General features: G+C 60.0%; 14 protein-coding genes and 1 pseudogene. 14 read left to right on the forward strand and 1 reads right to left on the reverse strand.

The window, feature by feature from the left end; translation table 11 throughout:
• The first annotated feature begins 1 nt into the window (after position 1).
• From ACF8LI_RS03235 to ACF8LI_RS03245, 3 genes are all read left to right on the forward strand, one after another.
• Positions 2–1,159: a hypothetical protein gene (locus ACF8LI_RS03235; RefSeq protein WP_312840962.1), complete on the forward strand. Its 1,158-nt coding sequence runs from the start codon at positions 2–4 to the stop codon at positions 1,157–1,159.
• 110 nt (positions 1,160–1,269) lie between these two features.
• Positions 1,270–3,564 (forward strand): type VI secretion system Vgr family protein, encoded by a 2,295-nt coding sequence (locus ACF8LI_RS03240; protein WP_287169639.1) that lies wholly within the window; start codon positions 1,270–1,272, stop codon positions 3,562–3,564.
• A gap of 10 nt (positions 3,565–3,574) precedes the next feature.
• Positions 3,575–4,024 carry a hypothetical protein gene (locus ACF8LI_RS03245; RefSeq protein WP_392412007.1) on the forward strand — a complete coding sequence of 150 codons (450 nt, stop codon included), beginning with the start codon at positions 3,575–3,577 and terminating at the stop codon, positions 4,022–4,024.
• Between the two features lie 8 nt (positions 4,025–4,032).
• On the opposite strand, the gene ACF8LI_RS03250 is transcribed toward ACF8LI_RS03245, so the two are convergent.
• Positions 4,033–5,025, reverse strand: a complete 993-nt coding sequence (locus ACF8LI_RS03250; protein ID WP_061287877.1) for a DUF2169 domain-containing protein — start codon at positions 5,023–5,025, stop codon at positions 4,033–4,035.
• 74 nt (positions 5,026–5,099) lie between these two features.
• Here ACF8LI_RS03250 and ACF8LI_RS03255 point away from each other — a divergent pair, with 74 nt between their 5' ends.
• The 11 genes and pseudogenes from ACF8LI_RS03255 (at position 5,100) to ACF8LI_RS03305 (ending at position 17,954) form a co-directional block, all read left to right on the forward strand.
• On the forward strand, positions 5,100–6,383 hold the full coding sequence (locus tag ACF8LI_RS03255; RefSeq protein ID WP_244451633.1) for a hypothetical protein: 1,284 nt from the start codon (positions 5,100–5,102) through the stop codon (positions 6,381–6,383).
• Positions 6,380–7,510 carry a 3-oxoacyl-ACP synthase gene (locus ACF8LI_RS03260; RefSeq protein WP_046239312.1) on the forward strand — a complete coding sequence of 377 codons (1,131 nt, stop codon included), beginning with the start codon at positions 6,380–6,382 and terminating at the stop codon, positions 7,508–7,510. The genes ACF8LI_RS03255 and ACF8LI_RS03260 overlap by 4 nt, the downstream gene beginning before the upstream one ends.
• An 8-nt stretch (positions 7,511–7,518) precedes the next feature.
• Positions 7,519–12,309 (forward strand): RHS repeat-associated core domain-containing protein, encoded by a 4,791-nt coding sequence (locus ACF8LI_RS03265; protein WP_392412010.1) that lies wholly within the window; start codon positions 7,519–7,521, stop codon positions 12,307–12,309.
• On the forward strand, positions 12,309–12,836 hold the full coding sequence (locus ACF8LI_RS03270) for a hypothetical protein (RefSeq protein WP_392412011.1): 528 nt from the start codon (positions 12,309–12,311) through the stop codon (positions 12,834–12,836). Before ACF8LI_RS03265 ends, ACF8LI_RS03270 begins: the two co-directional genes overlap by 1 nt.
• Before the next feature lie 359 nt (positions 12,837–13,195).
• Positions 13,196–13,738, forward strand: coding sequence for an RHS repeat-associated core domain-containing protein (locus ACF8LI_RS03275; protein ID WP_392412013.1), 543 nt, complete (start codon positions 13,196–13,198; stop codon positions 13,736–13,738).
• On the forward strand, positions 13,710–14,054 hold the full coding sequence (locus tag ACF8LI_RS03280; RefSeq protein ID WP_392412014.1) for an AHH domain-containing protein: 345 nt from the start codon (positions 13,710–13,712) through the stop codon (positions 14,052–14,054). Before ACF8LI_RS03275 ends, ACF8LI_RS03280 begins: the two co-directional genes overlap by 29 nt.
• Before the next feature lie 10 nt (positions 14,055–14,064).
• Positions 14,065–14,727: a hypothetical protein gene (locus ACF8LI_RS03285; RefSeq protein WP_392412016.1), complete on the forward strand. Its 663-nt coding sequence runs from the start codon at positions 14,065–14,067 to the stop codon at positions 14,725–14,727.
• Between the two features lie 215 nt (positions 14,728–14,942).
• Positions 14,943–15,050, forward strand: a pseudogene (locus ACF8LI_RS03290) (hypothetical protein); the annotation flags it as partial.
• A 132-nt stretch (positions 15,051–15,182) separates the two neighbouring features.
• Positions 15,183–16,451 (forward strand): RHS repeat-associated core domain-containing protein, encoded by a 1,269-nt coding sequence (locus tag ACF8LI_RS03295; RefSeq protein WP_392412018.1) that lies wholly within the window; start codon positions 15,183–15,185, stop codon positions 16,449–16,451.
• Between the two features lies 1 nt (position 16,452).
• Positions 16,453–16,986: a hypothetical protein gene (locus ACF8LI_RS03300; protein WP_288898439.1), complete on the forward strand. Its 534-nt coding sequence runs from the start codon at positions 16,453–16,455 to the stop codon at positions 16,984–16,986.
• A gap of 371 nt (positions 16,987–17,357) precedes the next feature.
• Positions 17,358–17,954, forward strand: coding sequence for a hypothetical protein (locus ACF8LI_RS03305; protein ID WP_074931730.1), 597 nt, complete (start codon positions 17,358–17,360; stop codon positions 17,952–17,954).
• The last annotated feature ends 57 nt before the right edge of the window (positions 17,955–18,011 follow it).

Below are 18,011 nucleotides of genomic sequence, written 5' to 3' on the forward strand. Positions count from 1 at the left end.
CATGCCCTGGAGTGCTACTTCCCGCCGCTTCGCGACCATTGGCGTAATGCTGGCCAGCGCTTTGCTGTCGGTCGCATGCACGCGCAATGCGGATGACAGCCCTGCCGTCTCGTCCGGGCAGGCGAAGCCGGCCAGCTTCGCCTCGTCGAACGACCAGGACCCGTACCGCTATCTCTATACCGTTTACTGCAACGGCACCGTTGATCGCCTGGACCTCGTCCAACGATCCAAAGTGGGCAGTTTCCAGCTGTCCGAGCGCAGCGGCAGCCCCCCTGCCGTTGCGGCGCTTGCACAGCCGGGAGTGCGCCCCGGCGGTTGCCTGGCCCGCTCCGTGGCCACGGACGATGCGCAGGATCGCACTGCCGCAATGGTCCACATCGTTGCCAGCAGCCATGTGGATCCCGATGCCGACGGCCGCAAGCCGTATCAGTTGCTGACATTCGAGCTGCCCCAATGGACACTGCAGCAGACCCGCAACCTGGGCAGCCTGGATGCACCGCCCCGTCTGACCATCTCCGCCAACGCAAGCCTGACCGTGCAGCCCCGGGACGAGGACCCGGCTGCAGCCATGGCCGCGCAGGTTCAGTCCTGGGCGGGAGCCGATGCGATGACCTGGGCCAATGCCATCGAATGGTCAGCAGGCAATGTGCTGTTGACCTATGCCTTGCCCGATCAGCGCGGCACGGGCGCAGCGCTGGCGCTGCGCACGGGTGCGCGCATCGTGCGCCTGGCCGAATTCCGCCATGGCTCCGGCGACATCCCCCCGGACCTGCGTTTGGCGCCGGGCGGCCAGTTCGTGCTGGCCACCATGAAGCGATCCGTCCCCCTTGGCGAGGGCCTCAGCAAGGTCGAAGCCACCGGAGAGCTACGGCTGTATGGCGCTGACGGCCGCCAGCTCAGCGTTCTGAACCTGGAAAGCCTGGCAGGCAGCGTGCTTGCACTGAGCCAGTCCGGCAAGCTGGACCTGGACCAACCGCGCACCGACAACGACTGGTTCAACGTGGCCTTGACGCCTGGCGGCCTGGCTGTTTTCACCGACCGGCGCGGCAACTACCAGTTCATCGCGCTGGGGCACACCTTTCGCCCCGATCCCGTCATCGATCCAGCCCTGGATGACGCAGACGGCGCCCGTCCAGGGCTGGTGTACGCAGCCCGATAGCAGCAAAGGCACCTCTCCACCCGATCCACCGCCGGCGCACGCAGGTCCGCCCACCCGGACCTGACGCCCCCGCCCCTTGTCTACATCCAAGCACCGCGAGAACCGACACCATGACACGCAGAGTCACCATCAACACCCCCCTGGCAGACCAGCTGCAGCTGCGCCGGCTGCAGGGGCGCGAGGAAATCAGCCATCTGTTCGCCCTGGAGATCGACCTGCTCAGCGAGGACGACAGCATCGACCCCAAGGCCCTGCTGGGCAAGGGCGCCACCGTGGTGGTGGAGACCCAGGACGGCGGCAAGCGCTACATCGACGGCCTGGTCACGGCCTTCGGCATGCGCGGCCAGGACGAGCACCGCAACTTCCTGTACCGCGCACGCCTGTCGCCCTGGCTGTGGCTGGCCACGCGCCGCAGCGACTTCCGCATCTTCCAGAACAAGACGGTGCCGGACATCATCAACGAGGTCCTGGGCATCTACGGCCACCCCATGCAGCAGCGCCTGACGCGCTCCTACCGCACCTGGGAGTACTGCGTGCAGTACAACGAGACGGACTTCCAGTTCGTCTCGCGCCTCATGGAGCACGAGGGCATCTGCTACTACCACCAGCACAGCGCGGGCCAGCATGTGCTGACATTGGGCGACGATGTCATCGCCTCGCACGACCCGCTGCAGGGCGGCGCCGTCATCCCCTTCCACCCGCCGGGCAAGGCCGCCGTGGCGCGCGAGGAATGCATACACGCCTGGGAACTGCACCAGCGCGTCAAGCCTGGCCGGCACTACAACGACGACTACGACTTCAAGAAGCCCCGCGCCGAGCTGTCCAACATGCGCCGCAACCCGCCCGGCCACGCGCACGACGCCTACGAGATCTACGAATGGCCGGGCGGCTACACCGAGACCGGCGACGGCGAGGACTACATCCGCGTGCGCCTGCAGCAAAGCCTCACGCGCCAGAGCACGGTGCAGGGCCGCTCCAACCACCGCGCCATGGCGCCGGGCTACACCTTCACGCTGGACAACTATCCGCGCGGCGACCAGAACCAGACCTACCTGGTCACGGCGGTCGACTATGCCTTCGAGGAGAACCCGCGCGTCAGCGACGGCGGCAGCGGCGAAGGCTCGGTGCAGAAATTCGTGCTCCAGGCCCAGCCCACCAGCCTTCCCTTCAAGCCCCAGCGCATCACCGCCAAACCACGTACCACGGGCCCGCAGACCGCCGTCGTCGTGGGCCCCGCAGGCGAAGAGATCTGGTGCGACCAGTACGGCCGCGTCAAGGTGCAGTTCCACTGGGATCGCATCGGCGGCATGAACGAGAACTCCAGCTGCTGGATGCGCGTGGCCACCAGCTGGGCCGGGCCGGGCTTTGGCGCCGTGCACATCCCGCGCATCGGCATGGAAGTCATCGTGGACTTCCTCAACGGGGATCCTGACCACCCCATCGTCATGGGCTGCGTCTACAACGCCTCCAACATGCCGCCCTGGGCACTGCCGGCCAACGCCACGCAATCGGGCATCAAGACCCGGTCGAGCAAGGGCGGCGCCCCAGGCGCGGGCATGAAGAACGGCCAGGGCGACGCCAACGCCATCCGCTTCGAGGACAAGGCTGGGCAAGAGCAGCTTTGGCTGCACGCGCAGAAGGACCAGCTCACCGAAGTCGAGAACGACGAGGACAAATGGGTGGGCAACGACCGGCGCAAGACCATCGACCGGGACGAGACCAACGTCATCCACCGCGACCGCACCGAGACCGTGGACCGTGACGAGACCATCACCGTGCACAACAACCGCACGGAGCGGGTGGACCACAACGAGAAGATCAGCATCGGCGACAACCGCAATGAAGACGTTGGCATCGACGAGAACATCTCCATCGGCAAGAACCGCAGCAAGACCATAGGCCGCAACGAGAAGGACAAGATCGGCAACAACTGGTCGATCAAGGTGGGCAGCTTCAAGACAGAGACCATCGGACTGGCCTACATGCAGAACGTGGGCCTGGCCAAGATGGTGAACATCGGCGCCGCCTACAACGTCAACGTGGGCGCGGCCATGGTGGTGAATGTGGGGCTGAGCCAGAGCACGACGGTGCTCATGAACCGCAGTGTTTCAGTGGGTCAGAACCAGTCCACCAGCGTGGGCAAGAACCGCACCGACGACACGGCCGACAACCATACGGCGACGGTCGGCAAGAACTCCGCCACCACCGTGGGCGAGGTGCAGACGATCACGGTAGGCAAGGAAATGGCCATCACCGTGGGTGACGCCATCGAAATCAAGTGCGGCAAGGCCGTGTTGCGCATGACCAGCGACGGCACCGTGCAGGTCAACGGACAGACGATCTCCATCAGCGGCAGCTCCAAGGTGACCGTTTCCTCCCCTGACAGCCACATCAACCCCGCTTGAAGGAAATCCCATGGCAATCGCACAAAAACGCCTTCCTGCCAAGCCATCCGACGTCGATGAGGCGCAACGCCTGCCGTCCAACGTACAGCTCCTGGCCGGGCAGGTCGTCGAGGTACTGGGGCAAGACCTCTATCTGGTGGCGTACACGCACGATCCCGCACTTTCGGTGCAAGCGCCTGCGGGCGTGCTGCTGCCGGTTCTGGTTCCGGGAGATGAGGTTTTGCTGGCAATCCAGCCGACGGGGCGTGCCACGATCACCGCAGTGCTCTCACCCGCACCCACGGCGCCATGGGGACAAAGGAGCATCCACCTACAGTCGCAGGACTGCATCACGCTGGCCTGCGGGCAGGCCACGCTGAAACTCACGGCCCAGGGGCTTGCTCGCCTGGTGGCATTAACGATTGAGCAAGATGCGCGGGATCTGCTTGATCTGGACGCGGCCGAAGTCCGCATCAATTGAAGGCTGGCTCAGAGATGGATCTGAACACTTTCAAGACCACTGAGCACATGCGCGGCAAGCGTGTGTCGCCATATGAGGATCAGGTGCCCATGCTCGGGCTCGATGATCAGCGTGTCGAATTCCGGGCGTGCAGTGCCACGTTCACCGCGGAGCACCCAGCTCAGTTGCGGCCGGATCGCAGGCACGACGGTAGTGCCCATGCCCTGCGCGCTCAGGTTCATCCAGGCGATCTTCGTTCCTGGCTGCACCTGCTCGCGCCTGAACTGCATCCGGGGATGGGCGCAATTCCACGCGGCGGGATCAAACGAAGCCGGCATGCGCGTGAGAAGGCCTGGCGATGCGTCAACCTCCTTGCCCGTATAGCTGCCCCAGAGGGCGCGACGCGGCAACCAACTACGGCCTATGCAGCCGAAGCCGGCCGGCGAAACCCGGTCGACTGCAGAGCGAACCGGATCGTCAGGCCATTCGAGCTGATGCATGGGCTCGCCCTCCCGGGGCAGTCCTGCACTGAAGCCTGCTCCGATCGGATTGGCTCCGTGGAATACCTCCGGCTTTTCGGCATCCGCTCCCCCGAAGGCAAGGTTATAGGTAACAGGGACTTTCAAGGCGGGCTCCACCTCCTGTGCCAGGGGCAGCACTCCCAGGCGTCGGCGCCAGACCCGCTTGCCAAAGACTCTTATGACGCGGCTTTCACCGCCCACGGCCAGACCCGCATCGAAGTGGGCAGCGGGCTTGCCACCAGGAGCGTAGGCATAGCCGTTGAACAGCACATCCACCCGAGACTTGAGCGGAGCGATATCGGCCTCGTGGCGTACCACACCCATGGGTCCCTCCGCGCCAAAGAACTCATCGCCGCGAAACACAGGTACTGCATTGCCCTGGGCCACCGCGCGCCCTTCGAAATCCAGCGTGGCCTTGATCACCACGGTGGAGCACAGGGTGCCGTCGGCGCCATGTCCCGGCAGTATTTCCGCAGCAAACGGCGTCAGATTGTCCAGCATCGCTTGGGTTCCTCCTGGGGCGCATTGTCCCCCATGCATTCTCTTTCCGAGGGGGCTGCCAGGCTCTTTTCATCATGACCGTCATCGACCTTCCCATTCCCAGAGCCATCGACATTCCTGTGTCGGCCCAGCCGGCAGTGCGCATGGCCCGGACCCTGGTAACCCAGTACTGGCGCCGCTCCCATTTGCTCCAGCGTCCCGCGTCGCGCCCCGACGCATTTGCCGTGTTCGACGACAGCATCGTGCAGGCGCTGAGCGGCCTGAAGCAGCACCTGATGCACGCACCCGAGCTGGACCATGCCTGCCAGCACGCAATCGAAACAGCTGGCGCTGAAATCCTGGATGAGCCCTCCCGCATCTTCGCGCTGGCCTGCCTGCAAGCCCTGCACCTGCAACGCAAGCACATTCACGATGGGCTGGAGCGAACGCTGGGAGCCCATCTCCAGGCCCAGCCGAACGCGGTATTCAACGCCATGCGGTTTTGCTTCGACAACACCGTCGCCGAATACTTCACCTGGCTGCTCTCCCAGGGACAGCACAGGCAGAGCGCGCCATTGGCACAGTTGCTCCAGCGCCTCGCAATTTCCCGGCCGGCTGTCAGCGACGAATTCGCACAAGCCATCTCTGCATGGACATCCGGTCTGCCGGGCGGCCTGGCGGCCCTGTGTGATTGGCGATGCACCGGGCGTGGCGATGAAACCAAGGCCATCGCAGCCACGCAACAAGACAGCGATGCGCAGGCCGCCTTGCTGGCGCTGGCGCTCATGGGCAGCCGGCAGGAAACGCCTGTGGCACGCACTCTTTTGGCCCGGATGCCGCATTCCACCGTGGCCTTGGCCCTGCTGGCCGCCAGGGATGGACATGCGCTGGCAAGCGCCTTGCGGGAAGGCCGGCATCCCCAAATGCCCTGGGGCCTGCAGGTATATGCGGCCTCACTTGTGGGAGACGTTCCCCTGCTTCGCCAGCTCGCTGCCCATACGGCCTGGGACGACGAAGAGGCATGCCGCACCCTGGCTGACGCCACGGCCCTGCTCACAGGAGAACCCGCCGACATTGCCTTTGACTTGGGTCACGAGGCATCGGGCCGCTCCGCCACCATCGACGCCGCTTTGGCCGCACTTCCTCTGTCAGGGCCGGCCCTGCGTCTCGGACGCCCCCGCACGCAAGTGGTTCTGCAGGAGGCCGTGGCCATGGTAGGCGCGCCCTTGCGCCACCTGCTCTATCTGGAGCACCTCTCACGCGTGGGCGCAGCGCTGTGGATCGAGGCCGACGATCTGGCCGTCGTTCAGGCCCTGGCCTGCAGCACGGCCTCCGTGATCGAACGTGCGGCATTCAACATCGGCAGGGCACAACCATGAACCCTCTCGTCATCGCGGCCACTGGTGCATGCACCCCCATCGGGACCCGGGCCTGGCAGACCGGCTGCGGCTTCTTTGCTCGCCAGTCGAGCTTTACCCGGCAGGCCATCACCGGTCAGGCCGAGCACCGTGCCACCGTATCCCGGGTGCAAGCCATTGATGCAGCCTGCAAAGGAACGGAACGCCTGATCCGGCTCGCAGCCCCTGCCCTGCACGAAGCGTTGCGCGGCCAGCCGGCGCCTGCCGCAGGCTGGCCGCTGCAGCGGCCCATCCCCCTCTTCGTGGCACTGCCCGACTCCTTGCCTGAACTGCCGGGCTGGATAGACGCCGGCCGATTCGCACTGGAGCTTCCCCGCGCACTGGACCTCGCCGCAGAGTTCCTGCCCATCAAGGTCTACCCGGGCGGCGCAGTGGCAGGCGCCGATGCGCTGTCGCAGGCCTATCGTTTCATGCACGACAACCCCTCGGTGCCCGAAGTGATCATCGGCGGAGTGGACAGCTTCGTGGACACGGAGATCGCGGACGTGCTCTACCAGCGTCGCTGGGCCAAGGTCAACGGCGTCTGCGAAGGCTTCATTGCCTCGGAAGGCGCAGCATTTGTACGGCTGTCCCGCAAGCCGGCCACTGCAGATTTCGTCACGGTCTATCCACCATTCTTTGCAGACGAGCCACGCTCACGCCTGGACAGCGACACCCTGCCCGATGGCCGCGCACTGATCGAGGCCAGCCACGGTGCGCTGAAGGCAGCGCACATGCCGGTCAACGCCCTGCACTCCTATTGGTCCGACATGGATGGCTCGGCATGGCGGGGCGCAGAGCTGGCCAGCCTCTCCGCGGCGCTGGCGTCACAGGGCGGCCTGCCGCAAGCCCAGGACCCGGCAGCATTGCTTGGTCAAATGGGCGCGGCCTGGGCGCCTCTCATGCTCAGCCTGTTCCATGAGATGCGCCAGTGGCTGACGCACCCCGTCATGCCGTCGCCCCTGGCAGGCCACGCAGGCCTGCTCACGGTCACCGGGCTGAACACCCGCGTGGCCGCCTGGAGCGCCACCTGGAATCGCCATGCCCGCACGGCAGGAAGATCTTCCGCAGCCGGGCGGCGCCAATCCTCCATTTCCCAAGAGTCCTGAGTCCATCCATGGCCACCTACGTCAACGACCGCCGAGCCATACACGAAGGCCGCAATCCGGCCATGATTCCTGGCCCGATCAACCCCGTCTTTCCCAAGCCCCAGGGACCACCGGTTCCCATCCTCAACATGGCCCATGGCCCGGGCCTGAAGAACGGCACGGCCACGCTCAAGATCGATGGGCACCCCGTGGCCGTTGCCGGCAGCCGCTTCGAGTCCATACCCGCCACGCCCGACAAGCTCGGTGGTATCGCGGGCGTGCGTTCTGGCGTTGTCGGCGGCGCGGCCGAGCCCACCAGCTACAGCAGCGATACCAAGTTCGAGAGCCGGGGCAGCGTGCGGTCCTTCGACACGACCAAAAGCAACGCCATGGTCATCAATCCTGGCTGGGCCATGCGCCTTGCCATGAAGGCGCTGCCCGGGCCGTATGACCAATTGGCGCAGAAGGTGATCGAAAAGCTGCCGGGCGCCTTCTCCAGCCAGCTGTCGGCCCTTGGAGAAAGCCTGACCGATCCCAGCGCGCTGATCGGACCCGCCCTCAAGCTCGTGGGCAAGCTCATTCCCGGCGTCAACCTCGTCGTCGGAGGGGCCGCCATGGCCCAGGCGGCCGAGCAAGTCGCCGAACTCGCCCAGGAAATCCAGGAGCTGCTGACACCGCCGCTGACCGACGAAAAAATCGACCAGATCGCCGAAGTGATCGCCGATGGCGTGGCCGCCATCACCATCGGCTTTGTCCTGGGCAAGATCGCCCAGCGCGCCAAATCGCGCCGCAACCCCGTGGCAAAGCGCGCGGACAACAGCGTCAATCCCAACACGCAGGGCAACATCATCGATAACGCCTCCAAGGGAAGCATTGCCACGCCACCGACCTGCGAGCTGGGCACATGCCATCCCGTGATCTTTGCCACAGGCACCAAGATCCTGCGCGACACGGATTTCGAATTGCCCGGCCCCATGGCCCTGACCTGGCAGCGGTACTACCGCTCCAGCGACCGCCGCCCCGGCTGGCTCGGATGGGGATGGAGCACGCCCCTGTCCACCGAACTGGTGCTGGTCCACGATGCGGTGCACTACTACGACGCCCGCGGGCGCCGCATACAGCTGCCCGTGATTGCCGCCGGGACCAGCCACTTCGACCCGCGCGAAAAAATCACCGTCACCCACCACCAGCAAGGAGGCTGGAGCGTTGAAAGCGCCGATGGCACCCGGCACCTGTTCGCCCCCCCGGCCACCGGTCAATGGCGTCTGCCACTGGTGCACCTGGTGGACCGCAATGGCAACACCATCAGCCTTCACTACCCGGCCTACACCGCCACAGGCATCGATGGCCGCGCGCCCCGCCCGCTGGGACTGACCGACAGCGCTGGCCGCAAGCTGCGCTTCACCTGGAGTGAAGACCAGGGACCCTCCGGCCCGCTCCTGCAGGAGATCCACCTGGAATCCCGTGTGATCGACGGCGTGGAACAGGTCGGCGGCCTGCTGGCACGCTATGCCTATGGAACGGATGGCAACGTCCCGGATGACGCCCACGCCAACCTCCAGTCCGCCACGGATGCCATGGGCGGCGTGGCGCACTATCGCTATCGCCAGCACCTGATGGTGGCCTACAGCAGCCGCACCGGCTTCACCTACCACCAGGAATGGAGCCGGCTTGACGCGGGCGGCCGCGTCGTGCGGACCTGGACCGACGAGCCCGGCACGCTGGACACCCGCTTCGACTACGACCTGGGCCGCCGCACCACCCATGTCACCGACGCCCTGGGCCGGCGCAGCAGTTACGAATACAACGCCCGGCATGAGGTCATCGCCATCGTCGAACCCGGGCCGGATGGCCAGCCCGTCCGATCCGAGACGCGCATGGACGCCGCCGGCAACCCGCAACAGGCGCGGGACGCCATGGGCCGCATCACCCGCTGGCAATTCGACGGCCAGGGCAACCTGCTGGCCGTCACGGACGCATCAGGTGCCACCACCCGCCTCAAATACAACCAGCTCAACCTGCCCGAAGAAGTCACCGACGCGCTGGGCCATGTCTGGCGGCAGGCCTACGACGCCCAGGGTAACCTGGTCGAGCGCCTGGACCCGCTTGGCCACGCCACGCGCTGGAAATACGACACGCGCGGCCTGCCCGTCGCCATAGAAGACGCGCTGGGCAAAACCCGCCATCTGCAGTGGGACGAAGCCGGACAGCTCGTGGCCTACACCGACTGCTCGGGCCAGGTCACGCGATATGCGTGGGACATCCTGGGCAACCTCGTGGCCTCCACCGACGCCCTGGGCCAGACCACCCGCTACCTTCACGACGCGCTTGGACGCCTGCGCCGGATGTGGGGCGCCGATGGTTCCGAACATCACTATGCCTACGACCCCCAGAGCAACCTGCTTTCCTACACCGACCCGCAAGGCGCCATCACCCGCTACACCTACAACGGCCTGGACCAGCCCGTGGAGCGCCGCGATGCGCTGGGCGGCACGCTGCGCTACCGCTATGACGCCGTGGGCAGGCTCATCGCCCTGCAGAACGAAAACGGCGCCGTCACCAGCTTCACCTACGACGCCGCAGACAACCTGATCGAGGAAACCGGTTTTGACGGCCGCATACAGCGCTACCGCTACAACGCCGCCAGCGAACTGACCGAACTGCACGAGCGCGATGCCCACCTGCCCCCGGATACGCCCTACGATCCACGGCCCGACGCAGCCCTGCCCAAGCGCACGCTGTTTCGCAGGGATGTGCTGGGCCGCCTTGTCGCCAAGATCCACGTGGGCAGCGACGCGGCAGGTAATGGAGACGGAGGAACCACCACCTATGGCTACGACCTGCTGGGCCGCATGCTGCATGCCAGCAACTCCGATGCGCACGTGCGCTTCGCCTACGACGCTCTATCGCGGCTGGTGGAAGAGACCCAGGTGCACATGGCGCCCAGTGCAGACGAGCAAGCGCTGGCGACCTACAGCTATCGGCACGCCTACGACGCGCTGAGCAACCGCACGGACTGCTGGCTGCCCGGTGGCCGCCACGTCCAATGGCTCTATTACGGCTCGGGCCACCTGCACCAGATCCTCGCCGACGGCCAGGTGCTCAGCGACATCGAACGCGACGCCCTGCACCAGGAAATCGAACGCACCCAAGGCACGCTGACCAGCCGCTATGGCTGGGACCCCATGGGCCGCCTCACCTCGCACAAGGTCAGCCAGCAAGGCGCACTCCAGGGTCAGCCCGGCAGGCCTTCACCCCAGGCCCTCTGGGACCGGGACACTCCCCTGCCCTCCGGCCAGCGCATCGCCCGCCTGTACCAGTACGACCCCACAGGCAACCTCGTCGCCACGCGCGACGGCCTGCGCGGCGACAGCCAGTACCGCTACGACGCCCTGGGCCGCATCCTTGCCGCCCAGAAAAATGCTGCAGGTGGATTGCCCACCTCGGGCCGGAACCTGGAAACCTTCGCATTCGACCCCGCAGGCAACCTGCTCAACCCCAATCGCGGCGGAGACCTCAGCAGCGGCGGCACCAGCAACGAACGCGAACAGGTGCCCACCAACCGGCTCACCGTCTACCAGGACCTGCGCTTCCAGTACGACCTGCACGGCAACATCGTGGAACGCCGCATCGGCTGGCACACCGTGCAGCGCTTTCGCTACAGCGCCGAGCACCAGATGCTCGAATCCACGGTCACGCGCTACCACGACAGGCCCGAACCGAAGATCGCCGGATCGAATGCGCAGCCAGAGCCTGCCGCCACCGTCCAGACCACGCGCTACCGCTACGACGCGCTGGGCCGGCGCATCGACAAGCACGATGCCTTCGGGCGCACCACCTTCCTCTACGACGGCGACCTGCTCGCCGGGGAAATCCGTGGCTCACGCCTGAGCGAATACCTCTACGAGCCCGACAGCTTCGTGCCCCTGGCCAAGCTGGAGTCGGAATGGAAGAGCGAGGAAAACCGCAACGCACAGGCAGAAGCGGACAAAGCCAGCTTTGCCACCTACTACTACCACTGCGACCAGATCGGCGCCCCCCAGGAGCTCACCGACGAAACCGGCCACATCGTCTGGGCCGCCAGCTACAAGGTCTGGGGCCAGACCCAGCAGTTGCAGTACCTGCGCACCGGCACGGACGATGCAGCGGTGTTCACCCACGACCAGCGCCCGCTGGCCCTGGCCGCCCAGGGTGAGGTACAAAGCCTTGCGCTGGTGGAGCAACCGCTACGGTTCCAGGGACAGTACTTTGACGGCGAGACGGGGCTGCACTACAACCGGTTCAGGTATTACGATCCTGTGGTTGGGAGGTTTGTGCATCAGGATCCGATTGGGTTGTTTGGCGGTGAAAATTTCTATGCATACGGTGTCAATCCAACTGAATGGATTGACCCAAATGGTTTAAGCACTCATAGAAATAGAATGAATAAGGCCGCAGGGTTGGCACCCAAACATCAAACTCATCACAAAATTCCACAAGCATTGTTCAAAAAACGCCCAATATTAAAGTGCATAGATCAAGATTCTCTTGAAAATCTTATTAATCTACCTAAATATGCCGGAAAATTTGACGGTAAAAAAGGAAAATATTATGGCAAATCAACTCACAGAGGAAGTCACAACGAATATAGTGATGCGCTGCTAGATGCCATTGATAGAGAAATATCTTCTGCCGGCGGCTGTCCAAAGAAACTATCCAAAAGACTTGGTGATATGCAAAAACTTCTGCACAAAGAATTGAAGAAGGGCACTCCAATAAGAAAATCTGAAGGATCTAATTTCAAGTTGTGGGATGATATATTAAAGAAAGGCGGTTTCTAATGATTTCAGAAAATGATTTCCCCATTAATGTCCAAGAGATTTTTCAACTCATGAAAGATGGGCCATTACTTCAAACAACAGATAGAATTTCAGAAGAGCGAATATTAGATATTCATAAAGCGATGTATATGCAGCAAGATGAAGACATAAAAAAACCTTATCGCTTCATCATTGACATTACCGAAGATGCATCCGGAGAAATAGAGTCCCCGCCTTTTGATGAGAAAAGGAAAAAATTAATAGAATTAATTGGAAACACCAATTATTTTGACCATCTCAGGGAATATTTCTCAAAACATGCCATTAGCGAAATTTTGGATCCCCAAGAAATCACTGACATATCAGAAGCCATTTATGAAGATCTGATATTATGTGCGAAAGCGAGATTGATGATGCCTAACTCTCATCCATATTTCGAAAAAATGCTAGATGTTTATATAAGGCAAGGATTCCCGTGCGCATGGATTGGTGGTAAAAATTGGAAGAAGGGAGATTTTGTAGTTTACTCACGAGAAGTATTAGTGTAATAAAATCTATCAAAATGATCAGACTGATACGCGGGGCTGCTGCCTGATTAAATCAGGCAACGCAGCCTGTCACACGGCTACGACGAACTGAGCAACCGCACGGACTGCTGGCTGCCCGGGGGCCGACACGTCCAATGGCTGTACTACGGCTCGGGCCACCTGCACCAGATCCTCGCCGACGGCCAGGTGCTCAGTGACATCGAACGCGACGCCCTGCACCAGGAAATCGAACGCACCCAAGGCACGCTGACCAGCCGCTATGGGCCTCCTCACCTCCCACAAGGTCAGCCAGCAAGGCGCACTCCAAGGCCAGCCCGGCAGGCCTTCACCTCAGACCCTCTTGGAGTCGGAATGGTGGGATGAAGAACACCGTAACGGAAGCAGCTCAGGCCAGCTTTGCCACCTACTATTACCAATGCGACCAGGTCGGAGCCCCCCAGGAACTCACTGACGAAACCTGCCGCATCGTCTGGGCTGCCAGCTACAAGTTCTGGGGCCAGACCCAGCAGTTGCAGTATCTGCGCACCGGCACGGACGATGCGGCGGTGTTCACCCACGACCAGCGCCCGGTGGCCCTGGCCGCCCAGGGTGAGATACAAAGCCTGGCGCTGGTGGAGCAACCGCTACGGTTCCAGGGACAGTACTTTGACGGCGAGACGGGGCTGCACTACAACCGGTTCAGGTATTACGATCCTGTGGTTGGGAGGTTTGTGCATCAGGATCCGATTGGGTTGGAGGGGGGGTCCAATTTTTATATATTTGCCGTAAACCCACAAATATGGGCGGACATACTTGGCTTAACAGCAGCAAAATTGGGACGAAACCTTAGAAACTCTGGTCGCCCACTTCAACCAGGTCAAACCCCGCATCATATTGTTCAGGAAAATTGCAAAAAAAAATAGGCACGTCCAGAATTCCAGAGATATTTTAGGCCGAAATAATATTGGAATAGACAGCGCATCCAATGGCGCCAGATTATGGGGAACAAATCCATCTCAGACTGCGATGGCCAACCATCCAGGCAAAGCGGCGAGCATCAGCACGGGAAACTATCATGCCGGGCCTCACGTGCACAGTGATATGAACGATAAACTGATATACCAGATACTGAAAGGTGTTGAAAAGCGAGGAGGCAATGTTGAGGCTGCCCTAGAGGATATAGGGCGACGACTTGAAAATGGTAGTTGGAAAGCAGCCTTTTCCTGCTGTTGCTTATAAGGAAATTTAAATGATAAATGAACGCGCAGATATAAAGAAAATCCTAGATACATTATTGATCAATTTTAAAGACGCATCTAATAATATTTCACAAAATGCACATATTGAATCATTTCCAAAAGTCGATGAATGGCGTTATTCAAAAGGTGATTTTTTTAATCCGATTCCTTATCGTTCAGAAATAGACGGGTTCAATTCACCAAAGCTTCTGAAGAAAAAATATGATTCTCCTTTTGAAGCCATCGAAAAAGGCAATTTCTCAACAGCATTTAATAATAATCATCCAACAATAATCATTGCCCCGAAGGAAAAGTCTTGCAACTTCATATCCACAAGTTTATATGGGGAATATTTATCATCAGATATCGCCAATGTACATCACATTGATCTTCCATATAAAGATTCTGTAAAGAATCTTCCACGACTTAATGGTTACGGGTATTCATCCAAAGAAAAAGACGGAAGCTTAGTCAGTATAATTGTTGGAAGAAATAATAATTATTCCATAAATATAATAGAAGCCATTGATAATCTGCCATCTAAAGAAACAGCCTATGCATCAGGATGGGCAGATGATATAGAATACCATTATCACCACGATAATAATGGTCTTTTCAAGATAACGACCCATGCAAAAAATGGTGGCCTTGCAGAAATATGGAGCAGATCTTAATTATATTTTATTGAAAAAGTAATTTTATTTTCAGTAAAATATGTCGCCACAATGAAATTTTGAAATATATTTCACATTAAAGAATAGCTTTCATTTTACAATAAAAATGACCTTATTTTTATTCTTCAGAAGAATTACATAAATCCCTGGCCATGCACTGTTATTTCAGTGCATAAATGAATTGACAAGCTCGGTCCGGCCAGCGCATCGCCCGCCTGTACCAGTACGACCCCACAGGCAACCTCGTCGCCACGCGCGACGGCCTGCGCGGCGACAGCCAGTACCGCTACGACGCCCTAGGCCGCATCCTTGCCGCCCAGAAAAATGCTGCCGGCGGATCGCCCACCTCGGGCCGGAACCTGGAAACCTTCGCATTCGACCCCGCAGGCAACCTGCTCAACCCCAACCGTGGTGGAGACCTCAGCAGCGGCGGCACCAGCAACGAACGCGAACAGGTGCCCACCAACCGGCTCGCCGTCTACCAGGACCTGCGCTTCCAGTACGACCTGCACGGCAACATCGTGGAGCGCCGCATCGGCTGGCACACCGTGCAGCGCTTTCGCTACAGCGCCGAGCACCAGATGCTCGAATCCACGGTCACGCGCTACCACGACAGGCCTGGCCCGAAGATCGCCGGCTCGAACGCGCAGCGAGAGCCTGCCGCCACCGTCCAGACCACGCGCTACCGCTACGACGCGCTGGGCCGGCGCATCGACAAGCACGATGCCTTCGGGCGCACCACCTTCCTCTACGACGGCGACCTGCTCGCCGGGGAAATCCGTGGCTCACGCCTGAGCGAATACCTCTACGAGCCCGACAGCTTCGTGCCCCTGGCCAAGCTGGAATCGGAATGGAGGAACGAGGAAAACCGCAACGCACAGGCAGAAGCGGACCAAGCCAGCTTCGCCACCTACTACTACCACTGCGACCAGATCGGCGCCCCCCAGGAGCTCACCGACGAAGCCGGCCGCATCGTCTGGGCCGCCAGCTACAAGGTCTGGGGGCAGACCCAGCAGCTGCAGTACCTGCGCACCGGCACGGACGATGCGGCGGTGTTCACCCACGACCAGCGCCCGCTGGCCCTGGCCGCCCAGGGTGAGGTACAAAGCCTTGCGCTGGTGGAGCAACCGCTACGGTTTCAGGGACAGTACTTTGACGGCGAGACGGGGCTGCACTACAACCGGTTCAGGTACTACGATCCTGTGGTGGGGAGGTTTATGCATCAGGATCCGATTGGGCTGGAGGGGGGAGAAAATTTATATCACTATGGAGCGAATCCTTTGGATTGGATTGATCCTGAAGGACTCAGTACCCACCGTAATCGAATGAATAAGAAAGTGGGGCAGCATACAAGTCATCAAACTCACCACATGATCCCCAAAGAGGTTTTCAAGAAATTCCCTATACTAAATTGTATAGACAAAGATCATTTGCATAATTTAATTAATCTTCCAACAGAAAGAGGGCGTTACAAAGGACAAAAAGGAAAGTACTTTGGAAGATCAACGCATAATACAAACCATACGCTATATTCTCTAGCAATCGAAGATTCCGTTATGAGAGCAGCTCAAAAAGCAGGAAGCTGCCCCAAAAAGCTCTCACAAATGCTTGGAGAGATGCAAAGAACCATAAGAAAGGAACTAAGAAAAGGAACGCCTATGATAAACAAAGAGGGAGCTAACTTCTCTCAATGGGATAATATCTTACGAAACTCTGGATTTTAACATGATTGATATAAATTCATTTCCTGCAAAAGTTGTTGAAGTTCTAAATTATATAAAGCAAGGTTCCATTATGGAGCGAGAGTACATCCCCAATGGAGATGATAAAAATGTTGCTACAGATATAAAAAAAATATTGACCGAGTATCTTGATCAAGATATCAGTCCACCACATTTCCCATTGGTTGAAATAACTCAGGATGCCTCCTCAGAAATTCCGTACCCAATGGATGAGCCACTTCGAACGTTAAGGCGTTCTTTAATAGAATTTGCTGAGCAAGAAAATTTTTATAAACTTATCGCTCCAAGAATATTGGCGATTAAAGAATTCAGCAAAGATCAAGCCAAGCTTATAGCCGATGCAATCAGCAATGATCTGCTTCTTTGTGCATCATCAAGATTATTAATGACTGAGTCGCATCCATATTTCGAAAACATGTTCAGCATATATAAAAGACAAGGTTTTCCCTACGGTTGGTTAGGCCAAGAAGACTGGAAATCAGGAGAATTTCTTATTTTTTCCAGGCCAACCGCCTGATGTGGTGCTAGCATCTCTAGGATAATCTATATCCAGATAGCACTGCTGACTTCAATAATATTAGTCAACTAGGCAGCGCATAAATGAAAGCTCAAGATCCATTGGTTATGAACGACTTGGCTTATTACTAGCTATGGCTGGAACCCAATAGGCCGCCTTACCTCCCATAAGGTCAGCCCGGCAGGCCTTCACCCCAGGCCCTCTGGGACCGGGATACTCCCCTGCCCTCCGGCCAGCGCATCGCCCGCCTGTACCAGTACGACCCCACAGGCAACCTCGTCGCCACGCGCGACGGCCTGCGCGGCGACAGCCAGTACCGTTACGACGCCCTGGGCCGCATCCTTGCCGCCCAGAAAAATGCTGCAGGTGGATTGCCCACCTCGGGCCGGAACCTGGAAACCTTCGCATTCGACCCCGCAGGCAACCTGCTCAACCCCAACCGTGGTGGAGACCTCAGCAGCGGCGGCACCAGCAACGAACGCGAACAGGTGCCCACCAACCGGCTCGCTGTCTACCAAGACCTGCGTTTCCAGTACGACCTGCACGGCAACATCGTGGAGCGCCGCATCGGCTGGCACACCGTGCAGCGCTTTCGCTACAGCGCCGAGCACCAGATTGAAGAGCATGTGGAGCTGTGCGATGGGCTGGAGCGGCCTGATTTCTCCAGCGGGGACGCAGTTCCCCAGCGCGATCTGTCCGGTGATGTGTGCCTGACGCAGTTTGGCGATGGGCAGCTCAACCGCGCGGCCTCCAATCCCTGGGGAGTGGCGGCGTTGGCGGTTGCCACGTTCACCCGGCTGCAGGCCAGTCCGCACGAGTGGCGCATCCGTGGCGGTGCGGCGGCGTTCTATCCGTTTCAGCATCCCATGCAGCAGGCCATGCTGCTGACGGAGCTTCAGCTGCCGCTGGCCAACATGCCCGGGCAGATGGCGGGTCTGCGTCTGTGCCTCGATGTGCCAGCCATATAAGGGCATATAGGGCCATATGGGCCATATGGGGGAAATCCGTGCACAGCCGTTGTTGTG

Source organism: Delftia sp. WSY_12 (genome assembly GCF_043104645.1).
In the GTDB taxonomy this organism is placed as follows: Bacteria; Pseudomonadota; Gammaproteobacteria; order Burkholderiales; family Burkholderiaceae_C; genus Comamonas; species Comamonas tsuruhatensis.

What these genes read in the sequence shown, in the direction of transcription:
- ACF8LI_RS03235 (WP_312840962.1), top strand. Translation starts at nt 2, where the DNA reads ATGCCCTGGAGTGCTACTTCCCGCCGCTTCGCGACCATTGGCGTAATG.
- ACF8LI_RS03240 (WP_287169639.1), top strand. Translation starts at nt 1,270, where the DNA reads ATGACACGCAGAGTCACCATCAACACCCCCCTGGCAGACCAGCTGCAG.
- ACF8LI_RS03245 (WP_392412007.1), top strand. Translation starts at nt 3,575, where the DNA reads ATGGCAATCGCACAAAAACGCCTTCCTGCCAAGCCATCCGACGTCGAT.
- ACF8LI_RS03250 (WP_061287877.1), bottom strand. Translation starts at nt 5,025, where the DNA reads ATGCTGGACAATCTGACGCCGTTTGCTGCGGAAATACTGCCGGGACAT.
- ACF8LI_RS03255 (WP_244451633.1), top strand. Translation starts at nt 5,100, where the DNA reads ATGACCGTCATCGACCTTCCCATTCCCAGAGCCATCGACATTCCTGTG.
- ACF8LI_RS03260 (WP_046239312.1), top strand. Translation starts at nt 6,380, where the DNA reads ATGAACCCTCTCGTCATCGCGGCCACTGGTGCATGCACCCCCATCGGG.
- ACF8LI_RS03265 (WP_392412010.1), top strand. Translation starts at nt 7,519, where the DNA reads ATGGCCACCTACGTCAACGACCGCCGAGCCATACACGAAGGCCGCAAT.
- ACF8LI_RS03270 (WP_392412011.1), top strand. Translation starts at nt 12,309, where the DNA reads ATGATTTCAGAAAATGATTTCCCCATTAATGTCCAAGAGATTTTTCAA.
- ACF8LI_RS03275 (WP_392412013.1), top strand. Translation starts at nt 13,196, where the DNA reads ATGAAGAACACCGTAACGGAAGCAGCTCAGGCCAGCTTTGCCACCTAC.
- ACF8LI_RS03285 (WP_392412016.1), top strand. Translation starts at nt 14,065, where the DNA reads ATGATAAATGAACGCGCAGATATAAAGAAAATCCTAGATACATTATTG.
- ACF8LI_RS03300 (WP_288898439.1), top strand. Translation starts at nt 16,453, where the DNA reads ATGATTGATATAAATTCATTTCCTGCAAAAGTTGTTGAAGTTCTAAAT.